Annotated in this window: 15 protein-coding genes; 14 read left to right on the forward strand and 1 reads right to left on the reverse strand. The window is 35.9% G+C overall.

The annotated features are described in order from the left end of the window. The first annotated feature begins 37 nt into the window (after nucleotides 1-37). From prmA to mtaB, 3 genes are read left to right on the forward strand one after another with little or no spacing between them, the layout of a single operon-like run. Nucleotides 38-979 (forward strand): 50S ribosomal protein L11 methyltransferase, encoded by a 942-nt coding sequence (gene prmA, locus V1503_RS15675; RefSeq protein ID WP_410628090.1) that lies wholly within the window; start codon nucleotides 38-40, stop codon nucleotides 977-979. A 40-nt stretch (nucleotides 980-1019) separates the two neighbouring features. Next, complete coding sequence (locus V1503_RS15680) at nucleotides 1020-1772, forward strand: 16S rRNA (uracil(1498)-N(3))-methyltransferase (protein WP_410628092.1); 753 nt, start codon at nucleotides 1020-1022, stop codon at nucleotides 1770-1772. A gap of 5 nt (nucleotides 1773-1777) precedes the next feature. Further along, nucleotides 1778-3136: a tRNA (N(6)-L-threonylcarbamoyladenosine(37)-C(2))-methylthiotransferase MtaB gene (mtaB, locus tag V1503_RS15685; protein ID WP_214480316.1), complete on the forward strand. Its 1359-nt coding sequence runs from the start codon at nucleotides 1778-1780 to the stop codon at nucleotides 3134-3136. A 318-nt stretch (nucleotides 3137-3454) separates the two neighbouring features. On the opposite strand, the gene V1503_RS15690 is transcribed toward mtaB, so the two are convergent. Continuing rightward, nucleotides 3455-4396: a Na/Pi symporter gene (locus tag V1503_RS15690; RefSeq protein WP_320256819.1), complete on the reverse strand. Its 942-nt coding sequence runs from the start codon at nucleotides 4394-4396 to the stop codon at nucleotides 3455-3457. Nucleotides 4397-4556: 160 nt separating this feature from the next. Here V1503_RS15690 and rpsU point away from each other — a divergent pair, with 160 nt between their 5' ends. The 11 genes from rpsU to V1503_RS15745 all read left to right on the forward strand — a co-directional run bounded on the left by rpsU (nucleotide 4557) and on the right by V1503_RS15745 (nucleotide 14162). Continuing rightward, a complete protein-coding gene (rpsU, locus tag V1503_RS15695; RefSeq protein ID WP_003152957.1) occupies nucleotides 4557-4730 on the forward strand; it encodes a 30S ribosomal protein S21 in 174 nt (57 codons plus the stop codon). A 14-nt stretch (nucleotides 4731-4744) separates the two neighbouring features. Beyond that, the gene (locus tag V1503_RS15700) at nucleotides 4745-5191 is read left to right on the forward strand and encodes a GatB/YqeY domain-containing protein (RefSeq protein WP_214480315.1); all 447 of its coding nucleotides are present in this window, start codon (nucleotides 4745-4747) and stop codon (nucleotides 5189-5191) included. A 123-nt stretch (nucleotides 5192-5314) separates the two neighbouring features. Further along, nucleotides 5315-6631, forward strand: a complete 1317-nt coding sequence (locus V1503_RS15705; protein WP_410628095.1) for an NfeD family protein — start codon at nucleotides 5315-5317, stop codon at nucleotides 6629-6631. A 64-nt stretch (nucleotides 6632-6695) separates the two neighbouring features. Continuing rightward, a complete protein-coding gene (gene floA, locus V1503_RS15710; RefSeq protein ID WP_214480313.1) occupies nucleotides 6696-7694 on the forward strand; it encodes a flotillin-like protein FloA in 999 nt (332 codons plus the stop codon). Between the two features lie 24 nt (nucleotides 7695-7718). Then, complete coding sequence (locus V1503_RS15715) at nucleotides 7719-8183, forward strand: YqfB family membrane protein (protein WP_410628098.1); 465 nt, start codon at nucleotides 7719-7721, stop codon at nucleotides 8181-8183. Nucleotides 8184-8244: 61 nt separating this feature from the next. Then, complete coding sequence (gene yqfC / locus V1503_RS15720; protein WP_214480450.1) at nucleotides 8245-8529, forward strand: sporulation protein YqfC; 285 nt, start codon at nucleotides 8245-8247, stop codon at nucleotides 8527-8529. 14 nt (nucleotides 8530-8543) lie between these two features. Next, entirely contained in the window at nucleotides 8544-9731 is a 1188-nt protein-coding gene (gene yqfD, locus V1503_RS15725) for a sporulation protein YqfD (RefSeq protein ID WP_410628100.1), read from the forward strand. A 3-nt stretch (nucleotides 9732-9734) separates the two neighbouring features. Further along, entirely contained in the window at nucleotides 9735-10697 is a 963-nt protein-coding gene (locus tag V1503_RS15730; RefSeq protein ID WP_214480308.1) for a PhoH family protein, read from the forward strand. Nucleotides 10698-11126: 429 nt separating this feature from the next. Then, nucleotides 11127-13334 (forward strand): HD family phosphohydrolase, encoded by a 2208-nt coding sequence (locus tag V1503_RS15735; protein WP_320256823.1) that lies wholly within the window; start codon nucleotides 11127-11129, stop codon nucleotides 13332-13334. Then, nucleotides 13331-13801, forward strand: a complete 471-nt coding sequence (gene ybeY / locus V1503_RS15740) for an rRNA maturation RNase YbeY (protein WP_214480306.1) — start codon at nucleotides 13331-13333, stop codon at nucleotides 13799-13801. The genes V1503_RS15735 and ybeY overlap by 4 nt, the downstream gene beginning before the upstream one ends. Beyond that, nucleotides 13785-14162: a diacylglycerol kinase family protein gene (locus V1503_RS15745; RefSeq protein ID WP_214480305.1), complete on the forward strand. Its 378-nt coding sequence runs from the start codon at nucleotides 13785-13787 to the stop codon at nucleotides 14160-14162. The genes ybeY and V1503_RS15745 overlap by 17 nt, the downstream gene beginning before the upstream one ends. Nucleotides 14163-14376 lie beyond the last annotated feature (214 nt).

Consider the following 14376-nt stretch of genomic DNA (forward strand, 5'->3'; position numbering starts at 1 on the left):
CGAAGAATCTAAATAATTATTAATGGAGTTGGTAGATATGAAATGGTCTGAAATTTCTATTCATACGACACAGGAAGCTGTCGAACCTATTTCTAACATTTTACATGAAGCAGGTGCAGGTGGTGTAGTTATAGAAGATCTACACGATTTAACAAAGGAAAGAGAAACTGCATACGGTGAAATCTACCAACTCAACCCTAATGATTATCCTGAAGAGGGCGTAGTCATTAAAGCATATTTACCTGTTAACAGCTTTTTAGGGGAAACAGTAGAGGAAATTAAAGAAGCTATTAATACGTTATTAATATATGATATTGATATAGGAAGTAACAGAATTACAATTAGTGAAGTAAATGAAGAAGAGTGGGCAACTGCTTGGAAAAAGTATTATAATCCTGTTAAAATTTCTGAGAAGTTCACGATTGTACCAACTTGGGAAACGTATACGCCAGTGAGCAGTGATGAGCTAATTATTGAGCTTGATCCTGGCATGGCATTTGGGACCGGGACACATCCAACAACTGTCATGTGTATTCAAGCACTTGAGCGAACAGTAAAGCAAGATGACAAAATACTTGATGTAGGTACAGGTTCTGGAGTACTAAGTATAGCAGCAGCTTTACTAGGTGCTGACAAAGTGTTGGCTTATGATTTAGATGAAGTAGCAGTTGCAAGTGCAAGAATCAACACGAAATTGAATAAAGTAAGTGATAATGTCATAGTTGAGCAAAATAACTTATTAGATGGAATTGAAACCAAAGTAGACATCATTGTTGCAAACATATTAGCTGAAATTATACTTAGGTTTGTTAAAGATGCCTATCGCCTTTTAAAACCAGGTGGCATGTTCATTACGTCAGGTATTATTAATACAAAAAAAGCCTTGGTGAAAGAGACATTGCAAAATACTGGGTTTGTTATTGAAGAAACAATCACGATGGAAGACTGGGTTGCTATGATTGTCAAAAAGCCCCTGTAATAGTAATTTACTACCCTTTTGTGGATAGAAGGTGTTCAATATGCAGCGCTATTTCATAGATGACAAAAAATACGAGCAAAATGACCAAATAATAATAACTAATGATGATCACCATCATATTACCCGTGTGATGAGGATGAACGTAGGAGATAGTATATACGTAATAGTCGGACAAAGGACTGCGTGTTGTGAAATAGTGGAAATTACCAATGAAGAAGTATTAACAAATATTGTAGAATGGGTAGAGAGCTCAAATGAACTACCTATTAAAGTAACAATAGCGAGTGGGTTGCCTAAAGGGGATAAGCTTGAATTAGTGATTCAAAAGGGAACTGAATTAGGTGCCAATTCGTTTATCCCTTTTAATGCTGCTCGTTCAATCGTGAAATGGGATGAACAAAAAGGCTTAAAAAAAATTAAACGCTGGCAGAAAATTGCTAAAGAAGCGGCGGAGCAGTCTCATCGAAATAAAATTCCAGATATATACCACCCAATGACCTTTAAGAAGTTACTTGAAAATAGTGCTAATTATGATTACAAGCTGATTGCATATGAGGAAGAAGCAAAAATAGGAGAACAATCGGTACTTGCTGCTACCTTAAGCAAAATGGTCGCTAATCAATCTCTGTTAGTAGTATTTGGTCCAGAAGGTGGACTTTCAGAAAAAGAAGTAGAAGAATTACGTTCCCACGGTTTTAAATCTTGTGGCCTAGGTCCAAGAATTTTACGGACAGAAACAGCGCCGATATATTTATTATCTGCTGTTTCTTATCATTTTGAACTATCGAGGTGATGAAGATGCCTTCAGTTGCGTTTCACACTCTTGGTTGTAAAGTTAACCATTATGAAACAGAAGCTATTTGGCAATTATTTAAAGAAGCAGGCTATGAACGTATTGAATACGATCAAACTGCTGATGTTTATGTAATAAATACTTGTACTGTAACAAATACAGGTGATAAAAAAAGCAGACAGGTGATTCGTCGTGCTGTTAGAAGAAATCCAGATGCGGTCATTTGTGTAACGGGTTGTTATGCGCAAACCTCTCCAGCAGAAGTAATGGCTATTCCTGGAGTCGATATTGTTGTCGGGACACAGGATCGTATAAAAATGCTGGATTATATTGAGCAATATCAAGCGGAACGTCAACCGATTAATGGTGTTGGAAACATTATGAAAGCCCGTACTTATGAAGAGCTCGAAGTTCCAACATTTACAGATCGGACTAGAGCATCTTTAAAAATACAAGAAGGTTGCAATAATTTTTGTACATTTTGTATCATTCCTTGGGCACGTGGACTCATGCGTTCACGAGATCCACAGGAAGTAATTAAACAGGCACAGCAGCTCGTTGATGCTGGATATAAAGAGATTGTATTAACAGGTATTCATACGGGTGGGTATGGCGAAGATATGAAAGATTATAATTTGGCAATGCTTTTACGTGAGCTTGATGAACAAGTAATAGGCTTAAAGCGTATTCGTATATCGTCGATTGAAGCAAGCCAAATTACGGATGAAGTGATAGATGTTCTAAATAAATCAGATAAAATAGTTCGTCACCTGCACGTTCCATTACAATCAGGTTCTGATACTGTCTTAAAACGTATGCGTAGAAAATATACGATGGAGCATTTTGGGGAAAGGTTGACAAAACTTAAAGAAGCCCTTCCAGGTCTTGCAATTACATCAGATGTGATTGTAGGATTCCCAGGAGAAACATCTGAAGAATTTATGGAGACATATAATTTTGTTAAAGAACATCGTTTCTCAGAACTTCATGTGTTTCCATATTCTAAGCGAACTGGAACACCAGCAGCTCGTATGGAAGACCAAGTAAACGAACAAATAAAAAATGACAGAGTCCATCAATTAATAGCATTATCAGATCAATTGGCAAAAGAGTATGCTTCTGATTTTGAAGGAGAAGTACTTGAGGTTATTCCTGAAGAGCGGTTAAAGGATGATCCTAGTGGTGAATTATATGTGGGCTATACAGATAATTATTTAAAAGTCATTTTGCCTGCAAATGATGAAATGATTGGCAAAATAGTCAAAGTAAAAATTACAAAAGCCGGTTATCCTTATAATGAAGGCCAATTCGTTAAAGTAATTGAAGATGACAATGTTATTAACAATATTAAGCTTTCGTCTTAAAAGTCCAGATTACGCTGGACTTTTTTTGTTTAGGCCCATTCTCTCATTAATGTTGTGAATTAATTAATCAGCATTTTAAAAACAGCAAAGATGCCAAGAAACTATCGTTGCAGCCTACGAAAAACAACAAACAATGTGAATGGAGCTTTTTTAATGGGCTAACACAGCGTCATCATAATATGACTTTATGGTCATTAACTTAACCTTTGATGACGCTGTTCAAGTGTGCACGATTTTGCTCATTATGTAGCTTGATTGCGTATTCAGTTATATCTATGCCATATGATGGTAACAAACTACAATAAAAGTAAACTTTAGTTAAGCTATTTTTTTTGTGCTATGGATTCGAATAATAAATGAAGCAATTAAGCCAGTAAGTGGCAGGGCGATAAGAGAGCAAATAACATTAAAAATAACGCTAACATGAGCTAACTGAACATCAGGAATAGTGGTGAGGAGTTCAGCTATTGTACCTAGGCTTTTTATAAAAGGGTAGAAAATGGCTACACCTAATACATTTAACCAAATATGTGCATACGCAGTTAATTTTGCCTCATGACTAGCACCGATACTAGCTAAGAATGCAGTTATGCATGTTCCGATATTTGACCCTAAAATAATGGCGATTCCGGCCTGTAAACTTAAGACATTTTCATTCATAAAGCCCATAACAATTCCTGTTGTAGCAGTACTAGATTGTATAATTGCTGTCAAAAACGTTCCTAAACCTACGCCAAAAATACCACTCTTATTTGTAATCTCTAAAAAAGAGTGCACAGAAGGTATGAGCGATAGGGGTTCTGCTAATTGCTCAAAGCCATTCATTGCGACGAATAAGCAGCCTAATCCAAATGCGATGGCTCCTGTACTAAAAAGCTTAATATTGTTTGTAAATAAAAACAAAAATCCTATGATAATGAGTGGCAAAATTGCTGCTTCTAAATCAATGGTTATGAATTCTGTAGTAAATGTTGTTCCGATATTTGTTCCTAGGATTATTCCAATAGACTGTTTAAAATTTATGTAGCCTGTTGCTACTAAGCCGATTGTTATAATCATAACTGCAGAACTACTTTGCAATAATGCAGTAACAACAATCCCGACTAGAAAACCGCTAAACGGATTTATTGTAAGTCTTTTGATAACATGTTTCATCTTTTCGTGTGAAATATTAAATAAACCTATCCGCATCACGGTCATTCCAAATAGAAATATTGATAAATAAACAGCAAATAATGAAATGATTTTTGCCATTGCCATGTAAATCACCTCTCCTATCACATTGTATGGACAAGGGTAACATTACATGACACCAATTTTGGTTGACCTTTAATACCGATTATACTATAATTGCAAAGTACATGTTTAATTACATGTTGTTTAGATTGTGAGTGGTTGTTTTCGGAGGGAGGGAAATAGAATGTCAAAAACTGTCGTTCGTAAAAACGAATCGCTTGAAGATGCTCTTCGTCGTTTCAAACGTTCGGTTTCTAAAACAGGTACGTTACAGGAAGCTAGAAAGCGTGAATTCTATGAAAAGCCAAGCGTAAAACGTAAGAAGAAGTCTGAAGCCGCTAGAAAGCGTAAATTCTAAAAGAGGGTGTAGTTATGGGTCTTCTTGAACGTTTAAATACTGATATGAAGCAAGCGATGAAAAATAAAGAAAAAGAAAAACTTTCCGTCATTAGGATGGTTAAGTCTTCACTTCAAAATGAAGCCATTAAAATAGGCAGTAGCCAACTATCTGAAGACGAGGAGTTAACTGTACTTTCTCGCGAATTAAAACAACGTAAAGACTCCCTCCAAGAATTTGAAAAAGCTGGTCGTTCAGACCTGGTAGATAAACTGAAAGATGAAATTTCATTATTAGAAATTTATATGCCAAAGCAACTTTCAGAAGATGAAATTAAAGAAATAGTGAAAGAAACCATTGCTGCAGTGAATGCTTCTTCCAAAGCTGACATGGGTAAAGTAATGGGAGCGTTGATGCCAAAGGTCAAAGGTAAGGCCGATGGTTCTCTCGTGAATAAAGTTGTACAACAATTTCTTTCTTAATAAAACAGCACCCAATGATAGGTGCTGTTTTTTAAATTCTTTTCTGTTACTGAAACTTTTTTAAATTGTAAACGTATAAGGATACATAGGCAATTTCTAAAATTAGAAAGGAGGGTCTATAAAATGAGAAGAATACGTTTACAATTCTTTGTTATGATGTTATTTACAGCAGTTATACTATCTTTTATCCCTATGAAAGGCTCCACTAGTGGGGAACTGGTCTATGTGATTCCTTTGGAAGACACTGTAGAGAAAGGTTTATATGCGTTCATTGATCGTTCAATTTCTGAAGCAGAGGAAGCTGGAGCAGATTTAATCATATTAGAAATAAATACCCCTGGTGGAGCGGTGGCTGCTGCTGGAGAAATTGGAAAGCGAATTAGCTCTACAGATGTTCCGATTGTGGCATATATTAATATTCATGCTCTATCAGCAGGTGCATATATTGCATTAAATGCAGATGAAATTTATATGAGACCAACTGCCTCTATGGGGGCTGCAGCGGTCATAACAAGTGATGGTAATGCAGCAGACGAAAAGGCTCAATCATCATGGAATACATCGATGGAAGGAGCTGCGGCTTTGAACGGTCGTGACCCTATATACGCGATCGCTATGGCTGATAAAGAGGTTGATCTTCCAGAGTATAATGCAGAGAAAGGAAAGCTGTTAACTTTAACAGCTGATCAAGCCTATGAAGTGAAGTATGCTGAAGGTATCGTAAATAATCGCTCAGAGCTAACGCAATTACTCGGTTTTGACAATCCAGAGATTGTGGAAACAAAAGTGAGTTTGGCAGAAAATATCGCGAGATTTATTACAAACCCGGTTGTTGTACCCATTTTATTATCAATTGGCAGCATAGGCTTATTGGTTGAGTTATACTCACCAGGATTTGGTGTGCCAGGCTTAATGGGGGCGTCGAGTCTATTATTGTTCTTCTACGGCCATTTTGTAGCAGGCCTTGCAGGAATGGAAGCTATTATCTTCTTTTTTGCTGGCGTTGTGCTCATTATTTTAGAATTTTTTGTCCCGGGGGGAATATTAGGGATGATTGGCTTTGGGTCAATTCTTACTAGCTTATTTTTAGCGACAGACGATGTCGGTCACATGGCGGTATCGTTACTAATTGCTATTTTTGTTACAATATTAGCCTCAATTCTATTATTTAAAGTGTTTGGCAAAAAAATACGTATATTTAACAGAATAATTCTAAGGGATTCTACAAATAGTGAAGAAGGCTATATAACGAATAAGAATAGAAATGATTTGATTGGAAAAGAAGGTTATACAACTACTGCACTTCGTCCATCTGGAACTGTTGTGATCGATAATGAACGCCTAGATGTTGTCACTGAAGGTGGTTATATCGATAATAATAAAAAAATTAAAGTGATTAAAACAGAAGGAGCTCGTATTGTAGTTAGAGAAATAGTATAGAATGCAATTATAAAATGTTGTAGAAAGTAATAAGAACTATAATATATCAAGGAGGAATATGTTTATGCAATTTGACACTGGAACTATTTTAGTATTGTTAGCTGTAGCACTTGTCATAATTGTTTTAGCCGTATTATTTACGTTTGTTCCAATTATGCTCTGGATATCTGCTCTAGCTGCAGGTGTAAGAGTAAGTATTTTCACTTTAATCGGAATGAGGTTACGTCGAGTTATTCCGTCAAGGGTCATCAATCCGTTAATTAAAGCAGTAAAAGCTGGCTTAAATGTTAGTACAAATCAATTGGAGAGCCACTATTTAGCAGGAGGTAACGTAGATAGAGTTGTGAACGCTCTTATTGCCGCACAGCGTGCGAATATAGAGCTGTCATTTGAACGTTGTGCTGCGATAGATTTAGCTGGTCGTGACGTATTAGAAGCAGTTCAAATGAGTGTTAACCCTAAAGTAATTGAAACACCATTTATTGCGGGTGTTGCAATGGATGGAATAGAGGTAAAAGCGAAAGCACGTATTACAGTGCGTGCAAACATTGATCGCTTAGTCGGTGGTGCTGGAGAAGATACAGTTATAGCCCGTGTAGGTGAAGGGATTGTAAGTACAATTGGTTCTTCAGGTAATCATAAAAAAGTTTTAGAAAACCCAGATTTAATTTCTCAAACAGTGTTAGCGAAAGGTCTAGATTCAGGAACGGCATTTGAAATCTTGTCGATTGATATTGCCGATATTGATATCGGTAAAAATATTGGGGCTGAGTTGCAAATAGACCAAGCTGAAGCAGATAAAAATATTGCCCAAGCTAAGGCGGAAGAACGAAGAGCTATGGCTGTTGCCAAGGAGCAAGAGATGACGGCTCGTGTTCAAGAAATGCAAGCTAAAGTTGTTGAAGCCGAAGCCGAGGTTCCTCTCGCTATGGCAGATGCATTACGGACAGGTAAGCTAGGAGTCATGGATTACATGAGCCTGAAAAATATAGATGCTGATACAAATATGAGAGACTCTATAGGAAAGCTTACTGACGATCAAGATGAAGATGAACAATCGTAGCATTCATGATGGGGGTGACTCCTAATGGAGCAAATTATAGATTTCTTCATATCAAATATAGTTTTATTAGTGATTTTGTTTGGTGTGTTTTCTAGAATATTTAAAGGTTTTTCATCAGGGGCTTCTAATTCAAGAAGAACTTCAACAACAAATGAAGAAAAGCCTGTAATTTTTAATGAAGTGGAAGACATGCATATTCCTCAAACAAGTACTGTGGAACACGAAAATGAAGTTGTTGAGTCAAAAGTAGATTTATATCATCAATTAAAAGAAGTTGTTAGGGAACGGAACAATCAATCAATAGAAAAAACTGAACCAATGCAGAAGAAAAGCTCTAAACAGGTGCAGAAGGAAAATAAGCTGTCTATAACGAAAAAGAGTGTTGTCCAAGGAGTTATTTTTAGCGAAATTCTTGGAGCTCCACGAGGAAAAAAACCATATCAGCCAATCTCACACCGTTCACAGTCGAAAATGGGTCAATCTAGATAAGAAATTATAGTGATAGAACCCCCTTTTAACTCATAAACATGAGTTGAAAGGGGGTTCTTTTATTATGAAGAAATTGCGGCACCAAATGAGAAATTGGCTTACAAATAAATTAGAACTACCCGCAGATGTGACGATGGACCTTCCCCGCATAACAATGATTGGGCAATTACACATATATATTGAAAACCACCGGGGATTGCTTTCATTTTCTGATGATGAACTGCGATTATTGTTAAAGCAAGGTCAACTGCTCATAAAAGGGGAGTCCTTTGTGATCAAAATGATTCAACCAGAGGAGCTCTTATTGGAAGGGAAAATCGAACAAGTTACATATATTAATGACTAATTAAGGGGGAAGAAATGAAAAATCAGTGGTTGAACTTTATGACTGGTGTTATTCAGGTAAATGCTAAAGGTAAAGGTATTGAACGATTTATAAATCAATGTATTCAAAATGATATAAATATATGGAATGTTAAGAGACAGGGAACAGAATCAGTTACTTTTTTTATGTTACTGAAAGATGTTAGTAAGGTAAGAAGAGTTGTAAGAACATTTGACTGTAAGCTTTTTTTTATCCAAAAAGTTGGACTACCTTTCCTAATGAAAAAAGTACTTACGAATAGTGGTTTTTTACTTGGGGTATTACTTTTTTTTGTCATTATGATTCTGTTATCGAATATCGTCTGGCAGATTGAAATTGATGGTGCACAACCTCAAACTGAGCATCAAATATATCAACATTTAGATGAAATGGGTGTTAAAAAAGGGAAATTACAATTTCTCCTTGAAGATGTCGATGTTATTCAACAGCAGTTAACGAACAATATTGATTCAATTACTTGGATTGGTGTAGAACTAAGGGGAACTACATATCATTTTCAAGTAGTTGAGAAGGAAGAACCAGAAGAACCAGAACAAATTGGACCTCAACACTTAGTAGCAAAAAAAGAATCAGTAATTACTGAGATGTTTGTAGAAGAAGGTCAGGCTATTGTTGAAATCAATCAACATGTCAATAAAGGAGAATTACTAGTAAGTGGAATGATTGGAAAAGAAGATAATACTCAAATAGTCGCTGCACGTGGAAAGGTATATGGTGAAACATGGTATCGGGCAACAGTGAAAACACCACTATCCCAAACAATACATGTACTTACTGGTAATTCAAAGTCAAAGCATCTATTATCATTTGGGGGTATAACTCTTCCATTTTGGGGATTTGCAAAAAATGACTATAGGAATTATGAAACATACGAAACAATAAAAGATCTTCATTTATTAAATTGGAAGCTGCCAGTATCATATATGAAAAATGTGATAAGGGAAACAGAGACAGTTGAAAGAGTCTATTCAGTGAAGCAAGCAAAAGAACTGGCAATTGAATCTGCACGAACAGAATTGCAAACTAAACTTGACGAAGATGCAACTATAAAAGAAGAAAAAGTTTTGCACGAAACGAATGAGAATGGTAAATTAAAGGTAGAAATTATTTACACAGTAATAGAGAATATCGCAATTGAGAAGCCAATCATTCAAGGAGATTAAATAATGTCAGAAGCGTTAGTAACGATAAAACAACAGGTAAAAAACGCAAATGAAGCCATTTCATTATTTGGTATTCATGATACTAACTTAAAGCGTATTGAAGAAGAACTACAAGTAACGATTGTAACCCGTGGTGAAACAGTAAGTGTATCTGGTGACAATGAGAATGTACAGCAAGCTGATGAGATACTAACACAGTTATTGAAGCTAATTAGAAAGGGTATTCAAATTGGTGAACGAGATGTTTTATATGCCATCCAACTAAGTAAAAAAGGCACGCTAGAATATTTTGATGAACTTTTTAAAGAGGAAATTGCTGTAACAGTAAAAGGCAAATCAATTCGCGTGAAAACTCTCGGACAGCGTCACTATATCTCATCAATTAAGAATAATGATATGGTGTTTGGTATTGGACCAGCAGGGACAGGGAAAACGTATTTAGCAGTAATAATGGCAGTGAACGCATTAAAAAATGGACATGTCAAAAGAATCATTCTTACTCGACCTGCTGTAGAAGCAGGGGAGAATCTTGGATTTTTACCTGGAGATTTACAAGAGAAGGTAGATCCATATTTACGTCCATTGTATGATGCCCTCCATGATGTTTTAGGAGTTGAACATACCGTTAGATTAATTGAGCGAGGGATTATTGAAATCGCCCCATTAGCGTATATGAGAGGTAGAACATTAGACGATGCATTTATTATATTGGATGAAGCTCAAAATACAACACCTGCACAAATGAAAATGTTCTTAACTAGATTAGGCTTCGATTCAAAAATGGTGATTACTGGAGATATTTCTCAAGTAGATTTACCTAAAGGAGTAACTTCAGGGTTGGCTATTGCAAAGGAAATTTTGGAGAACATTAAAGGCGTTTCTTTTGTTTTTCTAGAACAATCAGATGTAGTACGACACCCTTTAGTGAGTAGAATTATTACAGCATATGACAAAGCCAATTTATAAAGCTTATGACCCTTGCAAATGATTGTATGGGTCAATTTCCTATATATATTCTATGCTAATGTTTGTTACGGTTATTGTTCGGTAACATTGTTGCTCTTTTAAAGACATACAACAGCCATACGAGGTTCTAAGAGGTTTTCATCGCTTAGTTAAGGATAAGAAGCTAAGGTACGCTAGTTGTATCGTGTTTTAGCCTAAGGATAAGGCTGTTTTCGCATAGATTATTTGTTTTTCGTGCAGAAACATAATCACGGATACAACTAGATATCGTGTCATCATTTCGTTTGTAAAACGATGACTGTATATTGAAACGTCTTCTTTATATTCTAGTTCAGGAACGATAGCAACAGAGTTTACGAAAAGAGCCTAGTATGAAAAATAACATTGCGGCAAAAGCAGCTTTTCTAACAAAGGAGGGGAGCAAAATTCATGAAACTAATCGAATATATGAAAAAACTTTTAACATTGCTAAAAGAATATAAGTTTGTTCATATCGGTTTTTATGTTGTTATAGCAGCGGTTATATTTTTTGCTTTATATAGTAACGTAGAGCCAAAGAAGTACAATATCCAATTACACAATGATGCAGAACAAACGATATACTCCCCAAAAACGATAGAAGATAAAGAAATGACTGAGCGAAAAAGAAAGGAAGCTGCTGGAGAGGTACAGGATGTATTCTTACAAAAGAAAGAATATGAAGAAAATAGCGTAGATGTAATTTCTGACTTTTTTTCTTGGATTGATGAAGTCAATGGAGAATTGAACGAAAAATATGCAAATATAAGAGCGGTTATTGAAAACGAAGAAGGCATAGAAAATGAAGAAGCTGAATTAGAGGCACAACGCTTAGAACCGACTGATGAAGAAAAAATAGAGTTACTCAAAACAAAGATGCCAGAAGATATAGTTAATCTATTCACAGATCAGGAGATCGAAGTTCTATTTCAAGCTACACCTGAGCAATTAACAAGTGCTCAAGAGAAAGCTATTACAGTAGTCCAAAATATTATGAGTGAAGAACTCCGTACTAATGAAATAGAAAGTGCAAAAAGACAAGCAGAGAATGAATTACAGTACCTCAATGTTAAATCTTCGTTAAGGAATACGATATCTAAGTTAGTGAAATTCGTCATTATTCCTAACATGATTTATGATGTAGAAGCTACCGAGGAAAAACGGGAACAGGCAAGGAACGCTGTGGAGCCCGTGATGATTATTCAAGGTCAAATTATTGTAGAGGAAGGAGAGCTGATAACTCAAGATATCATTAGAAAGCTCGAAGTAATTGATTTAGTACAAAATAAACGTTCTTTTCAGCCTTTTATAGGACTTGGCTTAATGATAGGTTTGATGTTAGCAGCAGTTGCATACCATTTCTCTAGAGATGAAAGTAAAAGGTCAAATAAGAATGTGGACTTATTGTTATATACAATCATATTCACTATAACGATTTTGTTGATGAAAGGAACTAGTTTACTGCATCAGTTTGGATGGTCAGATATTGGGTATTTAACTCCAATTGCTGTAGGCCCTTTGTTAATCAAGGTGTTCATAAATGATCGCTTAGCGGTATTAACTAGTACGATATTTGCTGTGTGCGGTAGTATTATGTTTAACGAAGGAGTTATTGGTTCTTTTAACTTTTCGATTGGTGTTTACTTTTTATGTAGTGGCTTAGTAGGTGTGTTTTTCTTAGATCGAATTAACCGTCGTGCAAAAATTCTTCAATCTGGTCTATTCATTTCGGTAATTAATATTATTGTAATTACATCAATCATGTTACTGAAAAACGGACAATATTCTTTATTGGAAATAGGAATTTACGTAGCAATGGCGATATTTTCAGGTCTCTCAGCAGCTGTTCTCACAATCGGGATTATGCCATTTTTAGAAGCAGGTTTTGGCATACTTTCGACGATAAAACTTATAGAACTGTCAAATCCAAACCATCCTTTGTTAAGGAAAATACTAGTGGAGACTCCAGGGACATATCATCATAGCGTAATGGTTGCAAATCTATCTGAAGCTGCATGTGAAGCCATTGGTGCCAATGGTTTATTAGCAAGAGTCGGTTCATATTACCATGACATAGGAAAGACGAAGAGGCCTCAATTTTTTATTGAAAATCAAATGAATATCGAAAATCCTCATAACAATATTGCCCCGCAGCTAAGTAAAAATATAATCATTGCACATGCAACAGAAGGGGCAGAAATGTTAAGGAAACACAAGTTGCCAACTGAAATTGTGGATATAGCAGCACAGCATCATGGAACATCATTAATAAAGTATTTTTATCATAAAGCTCAACAGCAATCTGAAATTCCTATATCAGAAGAAGAGTTTCGCTATCCAGGGCCAAAACCACAAACGAAGGAAGCTGCCATTATAGGAATTGCAGATAGTGTAGAAGCAGCAGTACGCTCGCTAACAAATCCTAGTTCAGCAGAAATTCAAAAGCTCATTAAGAATATCATTGCAGATCGATTACAAGATGGGCAGCTGAACAATTGCGATTTAACTTTGAAAGAGCTTGATGTTGTTTCATCATCTCTATGTGAAACTTTAAAAGGGATATTCCACTCAAGAATTGAATATCCAGAAGCAACGAGACAGAAGGTGAAAGAGGCATGAGTTTAATTATCGATTTTATTGACGAAACAAAAAATGTGAGAGATGGACATCAAAACTTGGTGGAAGACATCTTACAATTTGTAGCAAAAAGAGAAAATATTGATGACGGTGCAGAAATATCAATTACATTTGTTAGCAATGAGCGCATACAAGAAATTAATCGAGAGTATAGAAATAAAGATCAACCGACTGACGTTATTTCATTTGCTATGGAAGAAATGGGGGAGGATGAAATCGAAATTACAGGGATAGAGCTTCCTGTAGTGCTAGGAGATATTATCATTTCTACAACCAAAGCAGAAGAACAGGCAGAAGAATATGGACATTCATTTGAGAGGGAGCTCGCTTTTTTATCAGTTCACGGATTATTGCATTTGCTTGGCTATGATCACGAGACCGAAGAAGAAGAAGTAATTATGTTTACTAAACAAAAGGAATTACTTGAACAATATGGGCTATCGAGATAGAAATAATAATAAATTTAGAAACAGTTTGTTGTTTGCGATAAATGGAATTAAACATGTAGCTAGTAAGGAAAGAAATTTTAAAATTCATATTAATATCGCCATTGTTGTGTTATTTTTAGGACTATTTGTTGGACTTTCTCCAATAGAATGGGTGGCAATCATCATTACAATAGGCATAATGTTGAGTCTGGAAATGATAAATACAGCTATTGAAAGAACAGTTGACTTAATTACAAATGATTACCATCCATTAGCTAAACTTGCCAAGGATATTTCAGCTGGAGCAGTTTTGCTTTTTGCGATTATTTCCGTTATGATTGGAATACTTATTTTTCTGCCAAAACTTATATTGTTTTTATAATCGAGGCGCTTCTGCATTTCGAATTGTCTAGCACCAGCGCCTATCCCCTCGAGTCACTTCGTCATTGCACTAGAAGGCCAAAAGCGCCTTCAAATGAAATGACTCCAGTGCTTATCAGGGATAAACAAGGCGCTTCTGCATTTCGGATTGTCTAGCACCAGCGTATCCCCTCGAGTCACTTCGTCATTGCACTAGAAGGCCAAATGCGCCTTCA

The sequence above is a fragment of the Nanhaiella sioensis genome, assembly GCF_046557775.1.
GTDB lineage: Bacteria > Bacillota > Bacilli > Bacillales > SM2101 > Nanhaiella > Nanhaiella sioensis.

What these genes read in the sequence shown, in the direction of transcription:
- prmA (WP_410628090.1), top strand. Translation starts at nt 38, where the DNA reads ATGAAATGGTCTGAAATTTCTATTCATACGACACAGGAAGCTGTCGAA.
- V1503_RS15730 (WP_214480308.1), top strand. Translation starts at nt 9,735, where the DNA reads ATGTCAGAAGCGTTAGTAACGATAAAACAACAGGTAAAAAACGCAAAT.
- floA (WP_214480313.1), top strand. Translation starts at nt 6,696, where the DNA reads ATGCAATTTGACACTGGAACTATTTTAGTATTGTTAGCTGTAGCACTT.
- V1503_RS15690 (WP_320256819.1), bottom strand. Translation starts at nt 4,396, where the DNA reads ATGGCAATGGCAAAAATCATTTCATTATTTGCTGTTTATTTATCAATA.
- mtaB (WP_214480316.1), top strand. Translation starts at nt 1,778, where the DNA reads ATGCCTTCAGTTGCGTTTCACACTCTTGGTTGTAAAGTTAACCATTAT.
- V1503_RS15700 (WP_214480315.1), top strand. Translation starts at nt 4,745, where the DNA reads ATGGGTCTTCTTGAACGTTTAAATACTGATATGAAGCAAGCGATGAAA.
- V1503_RS15680 (WP_410628092.1), top strand. Translation starts at nt 1,020, where the DNA reads ATGCAGCGCTATTTCATAGATGACAAAAAATACGAGCAAAATGACCAA.
- V1503_RS15705 (WP_410628095.1), top strand. Translation starts at nt 5,315, where the DNA reads ATGAGAAGAATACGTTTACAATTCTTTGTTATGATGTTATTTACAGCA.
- V1503_RS15735 (WP_320256823.1), top strand. Translation starts at nt 11,127, where the DNA reads ATGAAACTAATCGAATATATGAAAAAACTTTTAACATTGCTAAAAGAA.
- rpsU (WP_003152957.1), top strand. Translation starts at nt 4,557, where the DNA reads ATGTCAAAAACTGTCGTTCGTAAAAACGAATCGCTTGAAGATGCTCTT.
- ybeY (WP_214480306.1), top strand. Translation starts at nt 13,331, where the DNA reads ATGAGTTTAATTATCGATTTTATTGACGAAACAAAAAATGTGAGAGAT.
- yqfD (WP_410628100.1), top strand. Translation starts at nt 8,544, where the DNA reads ATGAAAAATCAGTGGTTGAACTTTATGACTGGTGTTATTCAGGTAAAT.
- V1503_RS15745 (WP_214480305.1), top strand. Translation starts at nt 13,785, where the DNA reads ATGGGCTATCGAGATAGAAATAATAATAAATTTAGAAACAGTTTGTTG.
- V1503_RS15715 (WP_410628098.1), top strand. Translation starts at nt 7,719, where the DNA reads ATGGAGCAAATTATAGATTTCTTCATATCAAATATAGTTTTATTAGTG.